This is a genomic window from Arthrobacter sp. NPDC097144 (assembly GCF_044762205.1).
In the GTDB taxonomy this organism is placed as follows: Bacteria; Actinomycetota; Actinomycetes; order Actinomycetales; family Micrococcaceae; genus Arthrobacter_B.
Genome location: NZ_JBIWDW010000003.1, coordinates 1 through 13533 on the forward strand (window position 1 = coordinate 1; position 13533 = coordinate 13533).

16 protein-coding genes and 1 other RNA gene are annotated in these 13533 nt (G+C 64.9%); 14 read left to right on the forward strand and 3 right to left on the reverse strand.

Annotated features, from left to right (window positions below):
- The 6 genes from ACIQXM_RS06920 to ACIQXM_RS06945 all read left to right on the forward strand — a co-directional run.
- Nucleotides 1-230, forward strand: a 230-nt coding sequence (locus ACIQXM_RS06920; protein WP_400929572.1) for a hypothetical protein, incomplete at its 5' end; no start/stop codon positions are given.
- A gap of 406 nt (nt 231-636) precedes the next feature.
- Complete coding sequence (locus ACIQXM_RS06925; RefSeq protein ID WP_400929575.1) at nt 637-1188, forward strand: GNAT family N-acetyltransferase; 552 nt, start codon at nt 637-639, stop codon at nt 1186-1188.
- A 123-nt stretch (nt 1189-1311) separates the two neighbouring features.
- Nucleotides 1312-1407, forward strand: an RNA gene (ffs, locus tag ACIQXM_RS06930) — signal recognition particle sRNA small type.
- A 78-nt stretch (nt 1408-1485) separates the two neighbouring features.
- Nucleotides 1486-4545, forward strand: a complete 3060-nt coding sequence (locus ACIQXM_RS06935) for a DNA polymerase III subunit gamma and tau (RefSeq protein ID WP_400929578.1) — start codon at nt 1486-1488, stop codon at nt 4543-4545.
- A 114-nt stretch (nt 4546-4659) separates the two neighbouring features.
- Complete coding sequence (gene recR, locus ACIQXM_RS06940) at nt 4660-5256, forward strand: recombination mediator RecR (protein WP_400929581.1); 597 nt, start codon at nt 4660-4662, stop codon at nt 5254-5256.
- Nucleotides 5257-5451: 195 nt separating this feature from the next.
- Nucleotides 5452-6738: an aspartate kinase gene (locus ACIQXM_RS06945; protein ID WP_400929584.1), complete on the forward strand. Its 1287-nt coding sequence runs from the start codon at nt 5452-5454 to the stop codon at nt 6736-6738.
- Nucleotides 6739-6753: 15 nt separating this feature from the next.
- Here ACIQXM_RS06945 and ACIQXM_RS06950 read toward each other — a convergent pair whose 3' ends face one another.
- A complete protein-coding gene (locus ACIQXM_RS06950) occupies nt 6754-7110 on the reverse strand; it encodes a hypothetical protein (protein ID WP_400929586.1) in 357 nt (118 codons plus the stop codon).
- Nucleotides 7111-7248: 138 nt separating this feature from the next.
- The gene (locus ACIQXM_RS06955) at nt 7249-7464 is read right to left on the reverse strand and encodes a hypothetical protein (protein WP_400929589.1); all 216 of its coding nucleotides are present in this window, start codon (nt 7462-7464) and stop codon (nt 7249-7251) included.
- A gap of 87 nt (nt 7465-7551) precedes the next feature.
- Here ACIQXM_RS06955 and ACIQXM_RS06960 point away from each other — a divergent pair, with 87 nt between their 5' ends.
- Genes ACIQXM_RS06960 through ACIQXM_RS06975 form a run of 4 tightly spaced genes read left to right on the forward strand, consistent with a single transcriptional unit; the run spans nt 7552 to nt 10009 of the window.
- Nucleotides 7552-8010, forward strand: coding sequence for a MarR family winged helix-turn-helix transcriptional regulator (locus ACIQXM_RS06960; protein ID WP_400929592.1), 459 nt, complete (start codon nt 7552-7554; stop codon nt 8008-8010).
- Between the two features lie 7 nt (nt 8011-8017).
- Entirely contained in the window at nt 8018-8998 is a 981-nt protein-coding gene (locus ACIQXM_RS06965; protein WP_400929595.1) for a 3-methyladenine DNA glycosylase, read from the forward strand.
- On the forward strand, nt 8941-9468 hold the full coding sequence (locus ACIQXM_RS06970) for an SRPBCC domain-containing protein (protein WP_400929598.1): 528 nt from the start codon (nt 8941-8943) through the stop codon (nt 9466-9468). The genes ACIQXM_RS06965 and ACIQXM_RS06970 overlap by 58 nt, the downstream gene beginning before the upstream one ends.
- Before the next feature lie 40 nt (nt 9469-9508).
- Complete coding sequence (locus ACIQXM_RS06975; protein ID WP_400929601.1) at nt 9509-10009, forward strand: serine protease inhibitor; 501 nt, start codon at nt 9509-9511, stop codon at nt 10007-10009.
- Between the two features lie 18 nt (nt 10010-10027).
- Here ACIQXM_RS06975 and ACIQXM_RS06980 read toward each other — a convergent pair whose 3' ends face one another.
- Nucleotides 10028-10510, reverse strand: a complete 483-nt coding sequence (locus ACIQXM_RS06980; RefSeq protein ID WP_400929603.1) for a DUF4442 domain-containing protein — start codon at nt 10508-10510, stop codon at nt 10028-10030.
- 160 nt (nt 10511-10670) lie between these two features.
- On the opposite strand from ACIQXM_RS06980, the gene ACIQXM_RS06985 reads away from it, so the two are divergent.
- The 4 genes from ACIQXM_RS06985 (at nt 10671) to ACIQXM_RS07000 (ending at nt 13423) form a co-directional block, all read left to right on the forward strand.
- A complete protein-coding gene (locus ACIQXM_RS06985; RefSeq protein WP_400929606.1) occupies nt 10671-11084 on the forward strand; it encodes a hypothetical protein in 414 nt (137 codons plus the stop codon).
- Nucleotides 11085-11176: 92 nt separating this feature from the next.
- Nucleotides 11177-11977, forward strand: coding sequence for an amino acid ABC transporter substrate-binding protein (locus ACIQXM_RS06990; RefSeq protein WP_400929609.1), 801 nt, complete (start codon nt 11177-11179; stop codon nt 11975-11977).
- An 8-nt stretch (nt 11978-11985) separates the two neighbouring features.
- A complete protein-coding gene (locus ACIQXM_RS06995; RefSeq protein WP_400929612.1) occupies nt 11986-12654 on the forward strand; it encodes an amino acid ABC transporter permease in 669 nt (222 codons plus the stop codon).
- Nucleotides 12641-13423, forward strand: coding sequence for an amino acid ABC transporter ATP-binding protein (locus ACIQXM_RS07000; protein WP_400929615.1), 783 nt, complete (start codon nt 12641-12643; stop codon nt 13421-13423). The genes ACIQXM_RS06995 and ACIQXM_RS07000 overlap by 14 nt, the downstream gene beginning before the upstream one ends.
- The last annotated feature ends 110 nt before the right edge of the window (nt 13424-13533 follow it).

The following is a 13533-nucleotide window of genomic DNA, read 5'->3' on the forward strand; positions in this document are numbered from 1 at the left end:
TTTTTCTTTTCTCTTCGCTGCAGTGTTTCTTTATTCTATTTCATCCGGACCGTGTTTGGCAATTCGGGATAATTCCCGAAGACTGCTTCATTTTGTCCGGACGAACCCGCGCAAAAGCCCCGGCTTTCCGTGTCGGTGCACTCGGCACAGGCAGGATCACCAGGATGTTTTTGGTGGGGTTTGGCCGCCATGCTCAGGATGTTTTGCAACTCCCGGCCGCGGCGACTTAGAAGACTCTACACGGGGTTCGGCACCCGCGCAAATCGGCTCCCGGCGGGCCGTAAGTCCGCCGTCAGGCAGCCGATATACCCGCCTCACGGCGCCGGGAAAAGCACCGGCATTCTGTCCGGCCACCAGGGTAAATCCACAGCATCGGCCCCGGTGGCCAATTCAGTATCCGAGGGGATAAGAAGGTAGGGAAGGTGCAGCACAAAGCAGGATCCCCGATCAGGACGACGTACTGCAGAGAAGAGGAGCGCCATGGCCCCGGCCGGCAGGCAGGTTCGCCCGCTCCCCCTGGAGCTCCCTGTCCTTACAGGGCCCCTACAAAGAGGTCGGGTAAAAACAAGTCCCGCACGACCAGATTCCGCGCTCACGGGACCTTCCCCTGTAACCAGCGGGGCGCCGATTCCCCGGGTGACGCTCCGCGCCTTCACAGCTGACGACGTCGCCCTCATCCAGTCCGCCTCCATGGATCCGCTGATTCCCCTGATCACCTCGGTTCCCGCCGCTTCGGAATCTGACGGCAGTACGCAGGCTCCGGCAGGGGAGACCGAGGCTCTGGCCTTCATCGAGCGCCAGCACCACCGTCTGCGCAGCGGAGCGGGCTGGTCCTTTGCCATTGCGGATGCCTCCACCGGTGAAGCCGTGGGACAGATCGGGCTGTGGCCGGGCCAGTCGTCCCGCCGTACCAGCAACCCGAACACCATCGGGTATTGGATTGGTCCTGCCCACCGCAAACAGGGGTACGCCCGTGCGGCACTGGAGCTGCTGACCGAGTGGGCGCTGACAGGGGTACAGCTGCCGCGGATTGAACTGTATATAGAGCCGTGGAATGAAGGCTCCTGGCGCACCGCCGAAGCGGCCGGCTATACAAGGGAGGTTTTGCTGCCGTCCTGGCAAAGGGTGGGAGGGCATTGGCGTGACATGTACCGCTACGCGAGGACTGCTGAAGTCCATCCCCTATAAGGGCTGCAGATAGAGGACGTATAGAGAGACGCAGAGAAGCACCGGGTCGGGCGCCCGAACCGCGGCGGAAGCACCCTGAAACCGGGTGCCGCAAAAGCACTCCAAAAATCGGGTAGACTGGTTCGCGGCCCCTCATGTGGTGTCATCCTGTGAACTCCCCCAGGACCGGAAGGTAGCAAGGGTAAGCGGGCTCTGGCAGGTGCATGAGGGGTCTTTAATTTTTTCAGGACCAACAGGTTTTCCCCGCCCTCAATGCCGGGATGCAAACCGTCAGTGCCAACCGATAGGGTTCTATCTGTGAGTACAGCTCTTTACCGCCGCTACCGTCCCGAGAGCTTTGCGGATGTGATCGGGCAGGAGCACGTCACGGAGCCGCTGATGGCGGCGCTCTCCAAGAACCGCGTCAATCACGCCTATCTCTTCTCCGGCCCCCGCGGCTGCGGCAAGACAACTTCCGCCCGCATCCTCGCGCGCTGCCTGAACTGCGCCGAAGGCCCCACGCCGGTCCCCTGCGGCAAGTGCGACAGCTGCATTGAACTGGCCCGCAACGGCTCCGGCAGCCTGGACGTCATCGAGATTGACGCGGCCAGCCACGGCGGTGTCGACGACGCCCGCGACCTGCGCGAACGCGCCACCTTTGCCCCGGTCCGGGACCGCTACAAGATCTTCATCATTGACGAGGCCCACATGGTCACGTCCGCCGGCTTCAATGCGCTGCTGAAGATCGTGGAAGAGCCGCCGGAGCACATCAAGTTCATCTTCGCCACCACGGAGCCGGACAAGGTGATTGGCACCATCCGCTCCCGCACCCACCACTATCCGTTCCGCCTGGTTCCGCCCGAACCGCTGCTGGCGTACCTGGACAAGCTCTGTGCGCAGGAGAACGTGCCGGTGGCCCCCGGCGTCCTTTCCCTGGTGATCCGCGCCGGAGGTGGGTCCGTCCGTGACTCGCTGTCCGTGCTGGACCAGCTGATGGCCGGCGCCGGGGAGTCCGGCCTGGACTATGAACTGGCCGTCAACCTCCTGGGCTACACGCCCATCTCACTGCTCGACGACGTCGTCGACGCCTTTGCCGCCGGCGATGCCGCCACCGTCTTCCGTGCCGTGGACCGCGTCATCCAGACCGGGCAGGACCCGCGACGGTTTGTCGAGGACCTGCTGGAACGCTTCCGGGACCTGATCATTGTCCACGCCATGCCGGAGAGCGCCGCCGCAGTGCTGCGCGGCATGCCGGAAGACCAGATCAGCCGGATGAGCACGCAGGCCACCCAGCTTGGCGGTGCCGAACTGTCCCGCGCGGCGGATATCACCAACACCGCCCTGACCGAGATGACGGGTGCCACCTCCCCGCGCCTGCATCTGGAACTGCTCTGCGCCCGGATCCTGCTGCCCGCCTCAGACCAGACCGAGCGCGGCACAGCTGCCCGGGTGGACCGGATTGAACGCCGGCTCAGCTACGCCGGTGACAGCACCGAGGCCGTTGGCCGTGCCGCCGCAGCAGCATCGCCGGTGGAATCCATTCCGGCAGCACCGACGACGGCGGATGAGCCAGCGGTTGTAGCGGACGCACCCGCGGCGCCGGCTGATGTGCCCTCGAACGGTTCGGCAGACGGTACGCAGCCGCGGGTATCCCGGCCGGAGGCAGCGGCCGCTGCATCGTCGGAGAGTTCGCCCCTGGATTGGGGCGGCACCTGGGCAACCGCCCCCGAACCACAGGCAGCTGCCAACGGAACCGCTGGAACAGGGCAGTCCGCACCTGCCGCGGACCGGGTTGCAGCACCTGTCGGTTCCTCTGCAGCTGCTCCCGGCCGCGACCGCCAGGCGGCGGCTTCCTCGCCTGCGGCCTCGCCGGCCTGGCAGTCCGCACCGGGGCAGTCCGCATCAGGGAATTCCGCGGCACCGGCCTCCACCTCCGCGCCTGCTACTTCCGGCCAGCCTGCACCTTCCGGCCAGCCTGCTGCTGAGTCAGGCGATGCCGGCGGGCAGATTGAGATGATCCGCCGTGCCTGGCCGGAAATCATGGATGCCCTGACGGGAATCCGCCGTGCCACCTGGCTCAACGTCAGCAAGAACGCCAGCCCCAAGTCCTTCAACGGACGAATCCTGGAACTGGCCTTCAGCAACCAGGGCGCCGCCACCAACTTCAACCGCCCCGACCACCTGGAGAACCTCCGCAAGGCCGTCAACCAGGTCCTTGGCGTGGATTGCCAGGTCAACGTGGTGCATGACAGTTCGGCGGGTGAGTCGGGCCCAAAAGCAGGTAGCCGGTTAACCCCGGCGCCGGCTTCCGCGAAGGTCCAGGCTCCGTCCCAGCAACAACACGCCGTTCGGCAGGAAACGGCTCCGGCATCACCGGTTTCTTCTTCGCCCGCTTCTGCGGCCCCTGAAGCAGCCGCCGGAACAGCCACTGAAGCTCCGGTGCGGCCAAAGGCAGCCGTTGGCCCTGCAGTGTCACAGGCAGGGCCGGCCCACGGTTCCTCGGCCGTTGCATCCGGACCCGCGGCCGCTGCCGCGCTGAATCGGCGGCGCACCCAGAACCCCCAGCAGGGTGCCGATGCCCGGCAGCCGCAGCAATCCCGCCAATCCCAGCAGGGCGGTCCTTCCGCGGCGGATCAGCCGTCGACGTCGCCGCGCCAGGCGCCGTCCTCGCCGTCCCCGGCCCGCTCCGCTGGAAGCAGTGCCAAGAACACGCCTGTTGCCGCGCCCGGCCCACTGCCCGAAGACTGGCAGCAGGAACCGCCCGAAGACCCCTACGCCGGAGGACCCGAAAGCAACGCCTGGGAACAGGCCGAGCCGCCGGTGGACGTGTATTCGGCGGGCAACCTGTCGGACAGCGAATGGGCCGCCACCAACTGGGCAGGTACCGGATCTTCGCCGGCCAGGGCTGCCGGCAGCGGACGCAGCAGCAGCACCGCCCCCGGCAACACCGACAACTCAGGGCGGCAGACTGGTCCTGCGTCCGGGAGCGGGCCGTCCAAGCCGTCCCCGTCCGCACCGGCGTCGGCTGCTCCGGCGTCGGCTGCTCCGGCGTCGGCTGCTCCGGGGGCCGCGGCGTCGTCGTCCGTTGCAGCACCGGCCCGCCCGCAGGCGCAGCCGGCAGCACCGCACGCATCCGCCCCGGGAGCCGGCAACAATGACGGCCGGCCGTTGAGCCGCTATCAAAAACTGCTCAATGAAGCCGCAGCACGCGGCGGTTCACCCAACCCCTCCGCCGGTCGCAGCAACGTAAACTTGGTGGAGGACATCCCCAGTGCGGATGACATCCGGCTGGAAGACTCCGGGCTGGTGGGCAGGAAAGCCATCGAGCGGATTCTGGGTGGCCGGCTGATCGAAGAACGCAGCGTGGACGGCCGCTAGCCCTCCCGTTTTTGCGGGCCCGCCGCCCCAATTCCGCGGCTGGCCCGCAGAGACAACCCGCAGCAGCGGTGCCGCCTGAGCGGCGGCGCACATCCATCCAGCAGAGAAGGTCACGTGTACGAAGGCGCAGTTCAGGAACTGATCGATGAGCTGGGCCGGCTTCCGGGGATTGGCCCCAAGTCTGCCCAGCGCATTGCCTTCCACATTCTGGAAGCTGATCCGGAGGACATGCGGAAGCTGGCATCCTCCATCATCACGGTGAAGGACAAGGTGAAGTTCTGCACGATCTGCGGCAACGTCACCGAGCAGGAAACGTGCGCCATCTGCCGTGACACGCGCCGGGATCCCACCATGATCTGCGTGGTGGAAGAGTCCAAGGACGTCATTGCGGTGGAACGCACGCGGTCCTTCCGCGGCCGGTACCACGTCCTTGGCGGCGCCATTAATCCCATTGCGGGGATCGGGCCGGACCAGCTGCGCATCCGCGAACTGCTCAGCCGGCTCTCGGACGAACAAATCTCGGAAATCATCATCGCCACGGATCCCAACCTTGAGGGCGAAGCCACGGCCACCTACCTCTCCCGGATGCTCAAGACCCTGGGCATCAACGTGACCCGGCTGGCGTCGGGGCTGCCGGTGGGCGGCGATCTGGAATACGCCGACGAGATCACGCTGGGCCGGGCATTTGAAGGCCGGCGGAGCATGTCCTAGCTCCTGGCGAACGTGACATTAAGTGCATGTGTCCCTTCTATTTCGGCGCGTTCGGGGCGCAACGATAGACTTTTGCTGGTTGGCCGCAGCTTCTGCGGCCCCGGCTTCCCGGGACTGCCCGGGATGACATCGACTGCACCGCGCCAAGGACGTCGCCGGGCACCAAACCGGAAGTGATTCAGAGAGCGTGTACGCATGAGCCTGGTTGTTCAGAAATTCGGCGGTTCCTCCGTGTCCGACGCCGAAGGCATCAAGCGCGTCGCCAAACGCGTGATGGACACACACACCGCCGGCAACGAGGTGGTGGTGGTGGTCTCCGCCATGGGTGACAGCACCGATGAGCTGCTGGATTTGGCGGGCCAGATCACCACCGGCGGAAACGCCCGCGAGATGGACATGCTCCTCAGTGCCGGCGAACGCATTTCCATGGCCCTGCTGGCCATGGCGATCAATGAACGCGGCGGCTCTGCCCAGTCCTTCACGGGCAGCCAGGCCGGAATGATCACCGATGCCATTCACGGCAAGGCTCGCATCATCGACGTCTCGCCGCACCGGATCAAGACAGCCATCGAAAAGGGCGACGTCGCGATCGTCGCCGGGTTCCAGGGCATGAGCCGGGACAGCCATGACATCACCACGCTGGGCCGCGGCGGTTCGGACACCACCGCCGTCGCGCTGGCCGCAGCGCTCGGTGCAGACGTCTGCGAGATCTACACCGACGTTGACGGCATCTACACCGCCGATCCCCGCGTGGTGTCCTCCGCGCAGAAGATCGACAGGATCTCCAGCGAGGAAATGCTGGAAATGGCCGCCTCCGGCGCCAAGATCCTGCACCTGCGCTGCGTGGAATATGCCCGCCGCTTCGGTGTGCCCCTGCACGTCCGCTCATCCTTCAGCTCGCACGAGGGAACCTGGGTCCTGCCCAGCCCCGATGACAAGATCAAGATTCAAGAGGGAGAACCCTTGGAACAGCCCATCATCTCCGGCGTCGCCCATGACCGCTCCGAAGCCAAGGTCACCGTGGTGGGCGTTCCCGACATCCCCGGCAAGGCCGCGGAGATCTTCGGGATTGTGGCCGGCGCGAACACCAACATCGACATGATTGTCCAGAACATCTCCACCAAGGGTTCGGGACGCACGGACATCTCCTTCACGCTGCCGATCATCGACGGCAAGGAGGCCATTGACGCGCTAAACGCGGCCAAGGACGAGGTCGGTTTCGACGCGATCCAGTACAACGAGCAGATCGGCAAGCTTTCACTGATCGGCGCCGGCATGCGCTCCAACCCGGGAGTTTCACACCGGTTCTTCGAGGCACTGCACCACGCCGGAGTGAACATCGACATGATTTCCACCTCGGAGATCCGCATCTCCGTGGTCACCAGCGCCAAGCTGCTGGACACGGCCGTGCGTGCGGTTCACGGGGCGTTCGGGCTCGACGGCGAGGACGCTGCAACGGTTTACGGCGGAACCGGGCGCTAGGTTCGGATTTTCGCCTCAGCCCGCAGGCCCGAAGAGATCCGGTTCAGGCCGGTTCACTTGTAAGGTCCCCGGCGGCACCGGGGACCGTTTGGCGTACGAAGGGTACGAGAGCAGATACCCTTCCGGCTGAGGCTCGGGCGGAGGAACAATCCGGACGCCGTAATGCCGGCCCCAGCCGTCGGTCTCCACCCGGATTGATCCGATCTGGTCGTCGATCTCGTCTTCAAACTCGTCATGCAAATGCCGAACCGGTTCAGTCACGCGGTCACGTTCAGCGTCCCCGTAGAAGGTGGATACCAGGCGGCCGAGCTTGCCCAGGGGTCCGGGGCCGTGGGATACAGGCGCGGGCCGGGCAGGGATTTCATCGCTCATGGAAGATTCCTTGTGCGGTTGAGGCCGGACGTCCATTCAGGCTTGGGGCCTGAACTCCGGGTTTATCAACCGTACGCGGAATACGCCGAGCTGCGGGCGGAATACTCAAACTTTCGTGCCGGGTACCCGCAGGGGCTGCTACTCCGGCTTGCGGGTAACGATGTAACTGCTGCCGTCCGCACGCGTGACGGTTTCCCACTGCGCTTTCTCCTGCGCCTGCTGCTCCTTGAGCAGCTGCTGGTTTTCATCAGTCATGGGATGGTCCAGGGCACTGGTCTGGGCAGGACCGAAAATCAGCCGCACCTTGCCGGTGGCCCGCATGAATTTCGAGGTGAAGCTTTCCTTGTCAGCCATCTCCAGAACCTTTCCGCAACGTTGTAGCCTGTTGCCCATAGTACGCTAATCATTAGTGCACTAACGGTTTGGGAAGAGGGCTGGATCATGAAACAGGCAGACGACGACCTCCTGCTGGAGCATCAGCTCTGCTTTGCCCTGTCGGTGGCATCCCGCAGCGTGGTCGGTGCCTACAAGCCGGTGCTGGAAAAGCTGGGCCTCACCCACCCGCAGTACCTCGTCATGCTTGCCCTGTGGGAACAGAGCCCGCGCACTGTTCGCAGCCTGGGCGAGGCGCTGGCCATGGAACCGGCCACCCTCTCCCCCATGCTCAAGCGCCTCGAATCTGCAGGATTCGTTTCCCGCAACCGCTCTCCGCAGGATGACCGCTCCCTGGCGGTGGATCTGACTGATGCCGGACGGGCGCTGCGCCGGGACGCCACTGAAGTTCCGGGCATCATGATGGGCAAGCTGGATCTGAGCCGGGAACAGGTCCGGGAGCTCAATGAGGCCATGCGCCGCCTGATCAGCGCAGCCCAGGCCGTGCCGGAGCAACAGGCAGGATAATGGTGCAGTGACTTCTTCCGCCTTTGCCTCCGTCCTGACCGAGGAACAGTGGCTGCCGCTGAGCCGGCAGCACGTTGAACGCGTCCAGCCGTTCGTTCAGGGTTTCCTCACCCGCAGGTCGGCGGGGCGGAAGCATCCGGTGGAGGATTTCCTCTTTACCTACTATTCCCAGAAGCCCGGGCAGCTGCTGCGCTGGCACCCGGGGGCCGGCGTCGTCCTAACCGGCCCCGCAGCCGGCGAGCGCGCGGACTGGAAGTTCTACCGCAGCCTCAGCGAGGCAGAACTGAAAGCGGCAGGCCTCAGCAGTACGACGACGGCCGTCACCGTTGATCTGCCGGCCTTTGCGGCAGCGCGCGGGGACGCAGCAGCGTTCACCCGCATGCTGCTTTCCCGCACCGCAGCCCGGAAGCCAACCCTGGGCTGCTTCGGCATGCATGAATGGGCCATGGCCTATAAATCGGCGACGAACGGCATCCGGCATGAATACCTCCAGCTGCGCCTGGGAGCGGAAGGAACCGATGACCTGGTGGAGCGCAGCAAGATCCGCTGCACCCACTTTGACGCGTTCCGCTTCTACGCACCGCAGGCCGCGCCCCTGAACGAGCTGGTTCCCACCCGGGAGAACCAGCCCGAGCTGGAGCAGCCCGGGTGCCTGCACGCCAACATGGATCTGTACAAGTGGGCTTACAAGCTCGTCCCCCTGCTGCCCAGCGAACTGGTGATGGATTGCTTTGAACTCTCCTGGCGGATCCGGACCATGGACATGCGGGCCTCCCCCTATGATCTGCAGGATTGGGGCTATTCTCCGATTCCGGTAGAGACCCCGGCGGGCCGCAGTGAGTATGCTTCTGCCCAGCGGCAGTTCAGCGAAGAGTCGCAGCAGCTGCGGGCCCGCATCCTCGGCCTGCTGGAACCCCAACAGGAGCGGCTATGCAGCCAGAACCCACCGGCAGGGTCCACCGCACCGGACCGGACTCTTATCACCTGACCCTTGACCGCACGTTTCCCGATCCTCCCTCATCCGTGTGGTCCAGCTTTACTGACTCCTCCCTCGCCGCCCCGTGGTTTGGCCGCTGGGAAGGCTCCCCGCACCAGGGCGACAGCGTGTCTGTGCAGATGCTGTACGAAGAAGGGCTGCCGTGGAGCCGGTTTCGGATTTCCGAGTGTTCGGCCCCGGAGCTGCTCCGGGTGCTGGTTGAGGATGAGTACGGCAGCTGGGACCTGGAGATCCGGCTTCGGGACGCCCCGGGCGGTGCCGGACTGGAGTTTATCCATCATCTGGATGACCCGCTGGCAGCGGAAAGCGTGGGACCCGGCTGGGAATACTATCTGGACCGGCTCACGGCGGTCCGAACCGGCGGAACCGTTCCGGAATTCGAGGAATATTACCCCGGCCAGGGCCCCTACTTCCTGGCCCAGGCACGGGCAGCAGCCGATGCTGACGAAACCGGGCGCTGAAGCTCGCTAAGCTGGGGCCACCCTACCCGGAGGTCCCGCCATGTTCCGCCCGCTTCGAGGACTGCTGGTCCTGACACTTGCCACCCTTGCCCTTTCTGCGTGCGCAGACTCTGCCGGCGGACCCGCGGGAGGTTCGGCATCACCGTCCCCGTCGCCGTCAGCGTCCACACCGCCGGTGGCCCCCACCGGATCCCCCGCTGCGGGCGGAACTTCGCTGACCGTTGAATTCCTTGCTGACGGAGACACACCGAGCGAAACCTGGATGCTGCAGTGCAACGGCGCAGAGCCCGCGGAAACCTCCGACGCTCCCGATCCTGCTGCCGCCTGCGCGGTGCTGGCCGTCTCCGGCGCCTCACTTTTTGCAGCACCGGATCCGGACCTGATGTGCACCCAAAACGTCTTGGGGATGCAGCGGGCCAAGGTCACCGGCACTGTGAACGGCGAATCGGTGGACCGGACCTTCTCACTGCGGGACGGCTGCGAGATCGGCCGGTGGGAAAGCCTCACCGCACTCCTGGGCCCGGCAGAGGCAACGCTCTAAGGAATCCGCAACCCGGAATCAGGTCATCGGCAGCGCAGGCTTCTCCCGCTTGCGCCGGACATAGACCTGCTTTTTCACCCGCGCCACCACCTCGCCGTCGGCGTCCACCGCGTCCACCGAGAACCACTCCAGCACTTTCCCGCCGTCCGCAGCCAGTTTCCTGAGGCGCTCCACATCGGCCGGCGCCAGGACAAAACGGGCCGTGACATCGCCGCGCCCGGGCTTGATGAAGTCGATTTCAGCTGCCCGGTCCCACACCACATGGTCCCCGCCCAGCTGTCGCAGCAGGAGCACCATCCAAAACGGATCCGTCATGGCGAAGAGCGAGCCGCCAAAATGCACGCCGGCCACATTGCGGTTCCACCAGTGCAGCCGCAGCCTCACCTCAGCGGACATGAAATCCTCGCCCAGATCAGTGATGTGGATGCCGGAAAAGGCAAACGGGGGCCAACAGTTCATGTAGCGGCGCACGATGGCCGGCTTGGCGGTAAGGGCTTTCACGCGTCCACTGTAGCGGCAGTGAAGGCGGTCACAGGATCAGCACTCCTGCAGTGCGGGACGACTTGTTGCACGGCCCCGCTGTACGTAAACTAGCTAAGCAAGCTTAGTATTTGCTCGGCAATGAAGCCTTTTCCGGCTGCATCTACAGTGGAGGCACGAAATGTCAACGCAAGCGAAACCCGAAGGCGCAGCAGATCCTGCACCGGAACCCTACGTCCCGTGGTGCACCCACTGCGGGACGGATGAATACCTGATCATCGAATCCGTGGAACCGGCCGTTGGCAAAGATGCCGCGGAATTCCTCGAAATCAGCTACAGCTGCTCTGAATGCAACCGTTTCTACGGCCATCCGGTCCGGCATTCTGCTGTCCGGGCGCGCAGCGTGAACGCAGACAGCTCGGAGGACGCCGAGTACCTGCACTGCGGCGAGCCCATGCAGCCCCGGGACACGGAAACGGTGTCCATCTTCGAACCCCTCTTTACGGACCCGGATGGCGCTGCTGTTCCCAAAGTCCAGCTGGACACCACGCTGCTGCGGTGCCGCTGCGGCTTCCAGATCAGCGTTCCTGCGTAAGCCTGTCACCCGCCGGTCTACACACGGCGTAACAAACACCGTGTGCAGACCGGCGAAGGTGCGTATCGTGACAGGCAAACTCTAGGAGAAACATGCGCATCCATAAGACCCTCGCGGCGCTCGCACTGGCCACCGGCACCCTGACCCTGGCTGCCTGCGGATCAGGCGGAGCCGACGACACCGCCCAGACGGGACTCGCGGCCATCCAGGACGAGGGCACCATCGTGGTCGGCACGGAAGGCACGTACCGCCCGTTCAGCTTCCACGCTGACGGCGCCGGCGACCTGACCGGCTACGACGTCGAAATCACAGAAGCTGTTGCCGACAAACTCGGCGTGGACGTGAAGTTCGAAGAGACGCAGTGGGACGCCATCTTCGCCGGACTGGATGCCAACCGCTTTGCCATGATTGCCAACCAGGTATCCATCAACCCGGACCGCGAGAAGGCCTACGACTTCTCCGAGCCGTACACCGTGAGCCCCGGCGTCATTGTGGTGCCCGAAGGCGAAACATCCATCAGTTCCTTTGCAGATCTTGCCGGCAAGACGACGGCCCAGTCACTGACGAGCAACTGGTACACGCTTGCCCAGGAGAACGGTGCCAAGGTTGAGGCCGTGGAGGGATGGGCCCAGGCCGTATCCCTGCTCGAGCAGGGACGCGTGGACGCAACCGTCAATGACAAGCTGACCTACCTCGACTACATGCAGCAGACGCCGGATGCCCCGCTTCAGATTGCGGCCGAAACCGACGACCCCGCGCTCTCAGCCTTCGCTTTTGCCAAGGGCAACACCGAGCTGCGCGACGCCGTCAACGAGGCACTGGCCGAACTGCGTGCTGACGGAACGCTCGCCGAGATTTCCGAGAAGTACTTCGGCGAGAACGTTACGGAGTAAGCGCATCCATGGATGAGTCGACGTGGGACCTCGTCCTTCGTTCCTTCCTGCCCCTTGTTGAAGGCGCGGTCAGAGGCACGATTCCACTCGCCCTGGTGTCCTTCGCCCTGGGGCTGGCCATTGCCCTGGGCATAGCCCTCCTCCGCCTGTCGAAGGTGCGGATCCTCTCCGGCATTGCCCGCGCCTATGTGTCGGTTGTCCGCGGAACCCCGCTGCTGGTGCAGCTCTTTGTCATCTTCTACGGCCTGCCCTCCATCGGCGTGCTGGTTCCCCCGTGGCCCAGCGCCGTCATCGCGTTTTCCCTCAATGTGGGCGGCTACGCGGCCGAGGTCATCAGGGCTGCGATCCTTTCCGTTCCGCGCGGCCAGTGGGAAGCCGCGTACACCATCCGCATGTCTCCCGCGCAGACCCTCATCCGCGTCATCCTGCCGCAGGCTGCCCGAGTTTCGGTGCCGCCGCTGTCCAACACGTTCATCAGCCTGGTGAAGGACACCTCTCTCGCCTCCCTCATCCTCGTTACCGAGTTGTTCCGGCAGGCGCAGGAGATTGCAGCATTCAGCCAGGAGTTCATGGCCGTCTACATTGAGGCCGCGTTCATTTACTGGATCATCTGCCTGGTCCTGTCCACGGGACAATCTGCCCTTGAAAGGAGGCTGGACCGCCATGTCGCTAAATGAGGCTCCGGCGAACTCCGGCTCCGATGTCCTGTCCGTCCGCGGCCTGCATAAGCGCTTCGGCGCCGTGGAGGTGCTCAAGGGAATCGACTTGGACATCCGCCGCGGCCAGGTCGTTGCGCTTATCGGGCCCAGCGGATCCGGCAAGACCACTGTCCTGCGCTGCCTCAACGGCCTTGAGGTGCCGGACTCCGGCATCGTGCACTTTGCCGACAGCACCCCGGTGGACTTTGGCGCCAAACCGCCGCGCTGGGCAGTCTCGGGGCTGCGCGAGCACAGCGCCATGGTGTTCCAGCACTACAACCTGTTTCCGCACCGCACGGTGCTGGAGAACGTGGTCGAGGGGCCGGTCCGGGTTCAGCGGAGGTCCAAAAAGGACGCCGCCGCGGACGCTCTTGCCCTGCTCGCACGTGTTGGGCTTGCCGATAAGAGCGATGCCTATCCGTATGAGCTCTCCGGCGGCCAGCAGCAGCGGGTGGGCATTGTCCGCGCCCTCGCCCTCAAGCCGCGGCTGCTGCTCTTCGATGAGCCCACGTCGGCCCTGGATCCGGAACTCGTGGGGGAAGTGCTGGAGGCCATCCGCGAACTGGCGGCAGAGGGCTGGACGATGCTGCTGGTCACGCACGAGCTTCGCTTCGCCCGGGACGTAGCGGACCGCGTCATCTTCATGGACGGGGGCGTCGTCGTCGAGGAGGGCACGCCCGCCGAGGTTCTCGCTGCGCCGCGCCAGGAACGCACGCGGCAGTTTGTACAGCGGCTGCTGGACCACTGAGCGGAGCCGGGGACCGCGTCTTTGCAGCCGGATGACATGTTCATACGCGCGCGGAAAACGCCGCTAGACTGAACAGTGCAAGCTCGCGGAGCGCTGAATCAGCGTGAGAC

Bases quoted from the DNA above. Each gene is read 5' to 3' on its own strand.
- ACIQXM_RS06995 (WP_400929612.1), top strand. From the start codon at position 11,986: ATGGATGAGTCGACGTGGGACCTCGTCCTTCGTTCCTTCCTGCCCCTT.
- ACIQXM_RS06945 (WP_400929584.1), top strand. From the start codon at position 5,452: ATGAGCCTGGTTGTTCAGAAATTCGGCGGTTCCTCCGTGTCCGACGCC.
- ACIQXM_RS06955 (WP_400929589.1), bottom strand. From the start codon at position 7,464: ATGGCTGACAAGGAAAGCTTCACCTCGAAATTCATGCGGGCCACCGGC.
- ACIQXM_RS06990 (WP_400929609.1), top strand. From the start codon at position 11,177: ATGCGCATCCATAAGACCCTCGCGGCGCTCGCACTGGCCACCGGCACC.
- ACIQXM_RS06960 (WP_400929592.1), top strand. From the start codon at position 7,552: ATGAAACAGGCAGACGACGACCTCCTGCTGGAGCATCAGCTCTGCTTT.
- ACIQXM_RS06970 (WP_400929598.1), top strand. From the start codon at position 8,941: ATGCAGCCAGAACCCACCGGCAGGGTCCACCGCACCGGACCGGACTCT.
- ACIQXM_RS07000 (WP_400929615.1), top strand. From the start codon at position 12,641: ATGTCGCTAAATGAGGCTCCGGCGAACTCCGGCTCCGATGTCCTGTCC.
- ACIQXM_RS06950 (WP_400929586.1), bottom strand. From the start codon at position 7,110: ATGAGCGATGAAATCCCTGCCCGGCCCGCGCCTGTATCCCACGGCCCC.
- ACIQXM_RS06985 (WP_400929606.1), top strand. From the start codon at position 10,671: ATGTCAACGCAAGCGAAACCCGAAGGCGCAGCAGATCCTGCACCGGAA.
- ACIQXM_RS06975 (WP_400929601.1), top strand. From the start codon at position 9,509: ATGTTCCGCCCGCTTCGAGGACTGCTGGTCCTGACACTTGCCACCCTT.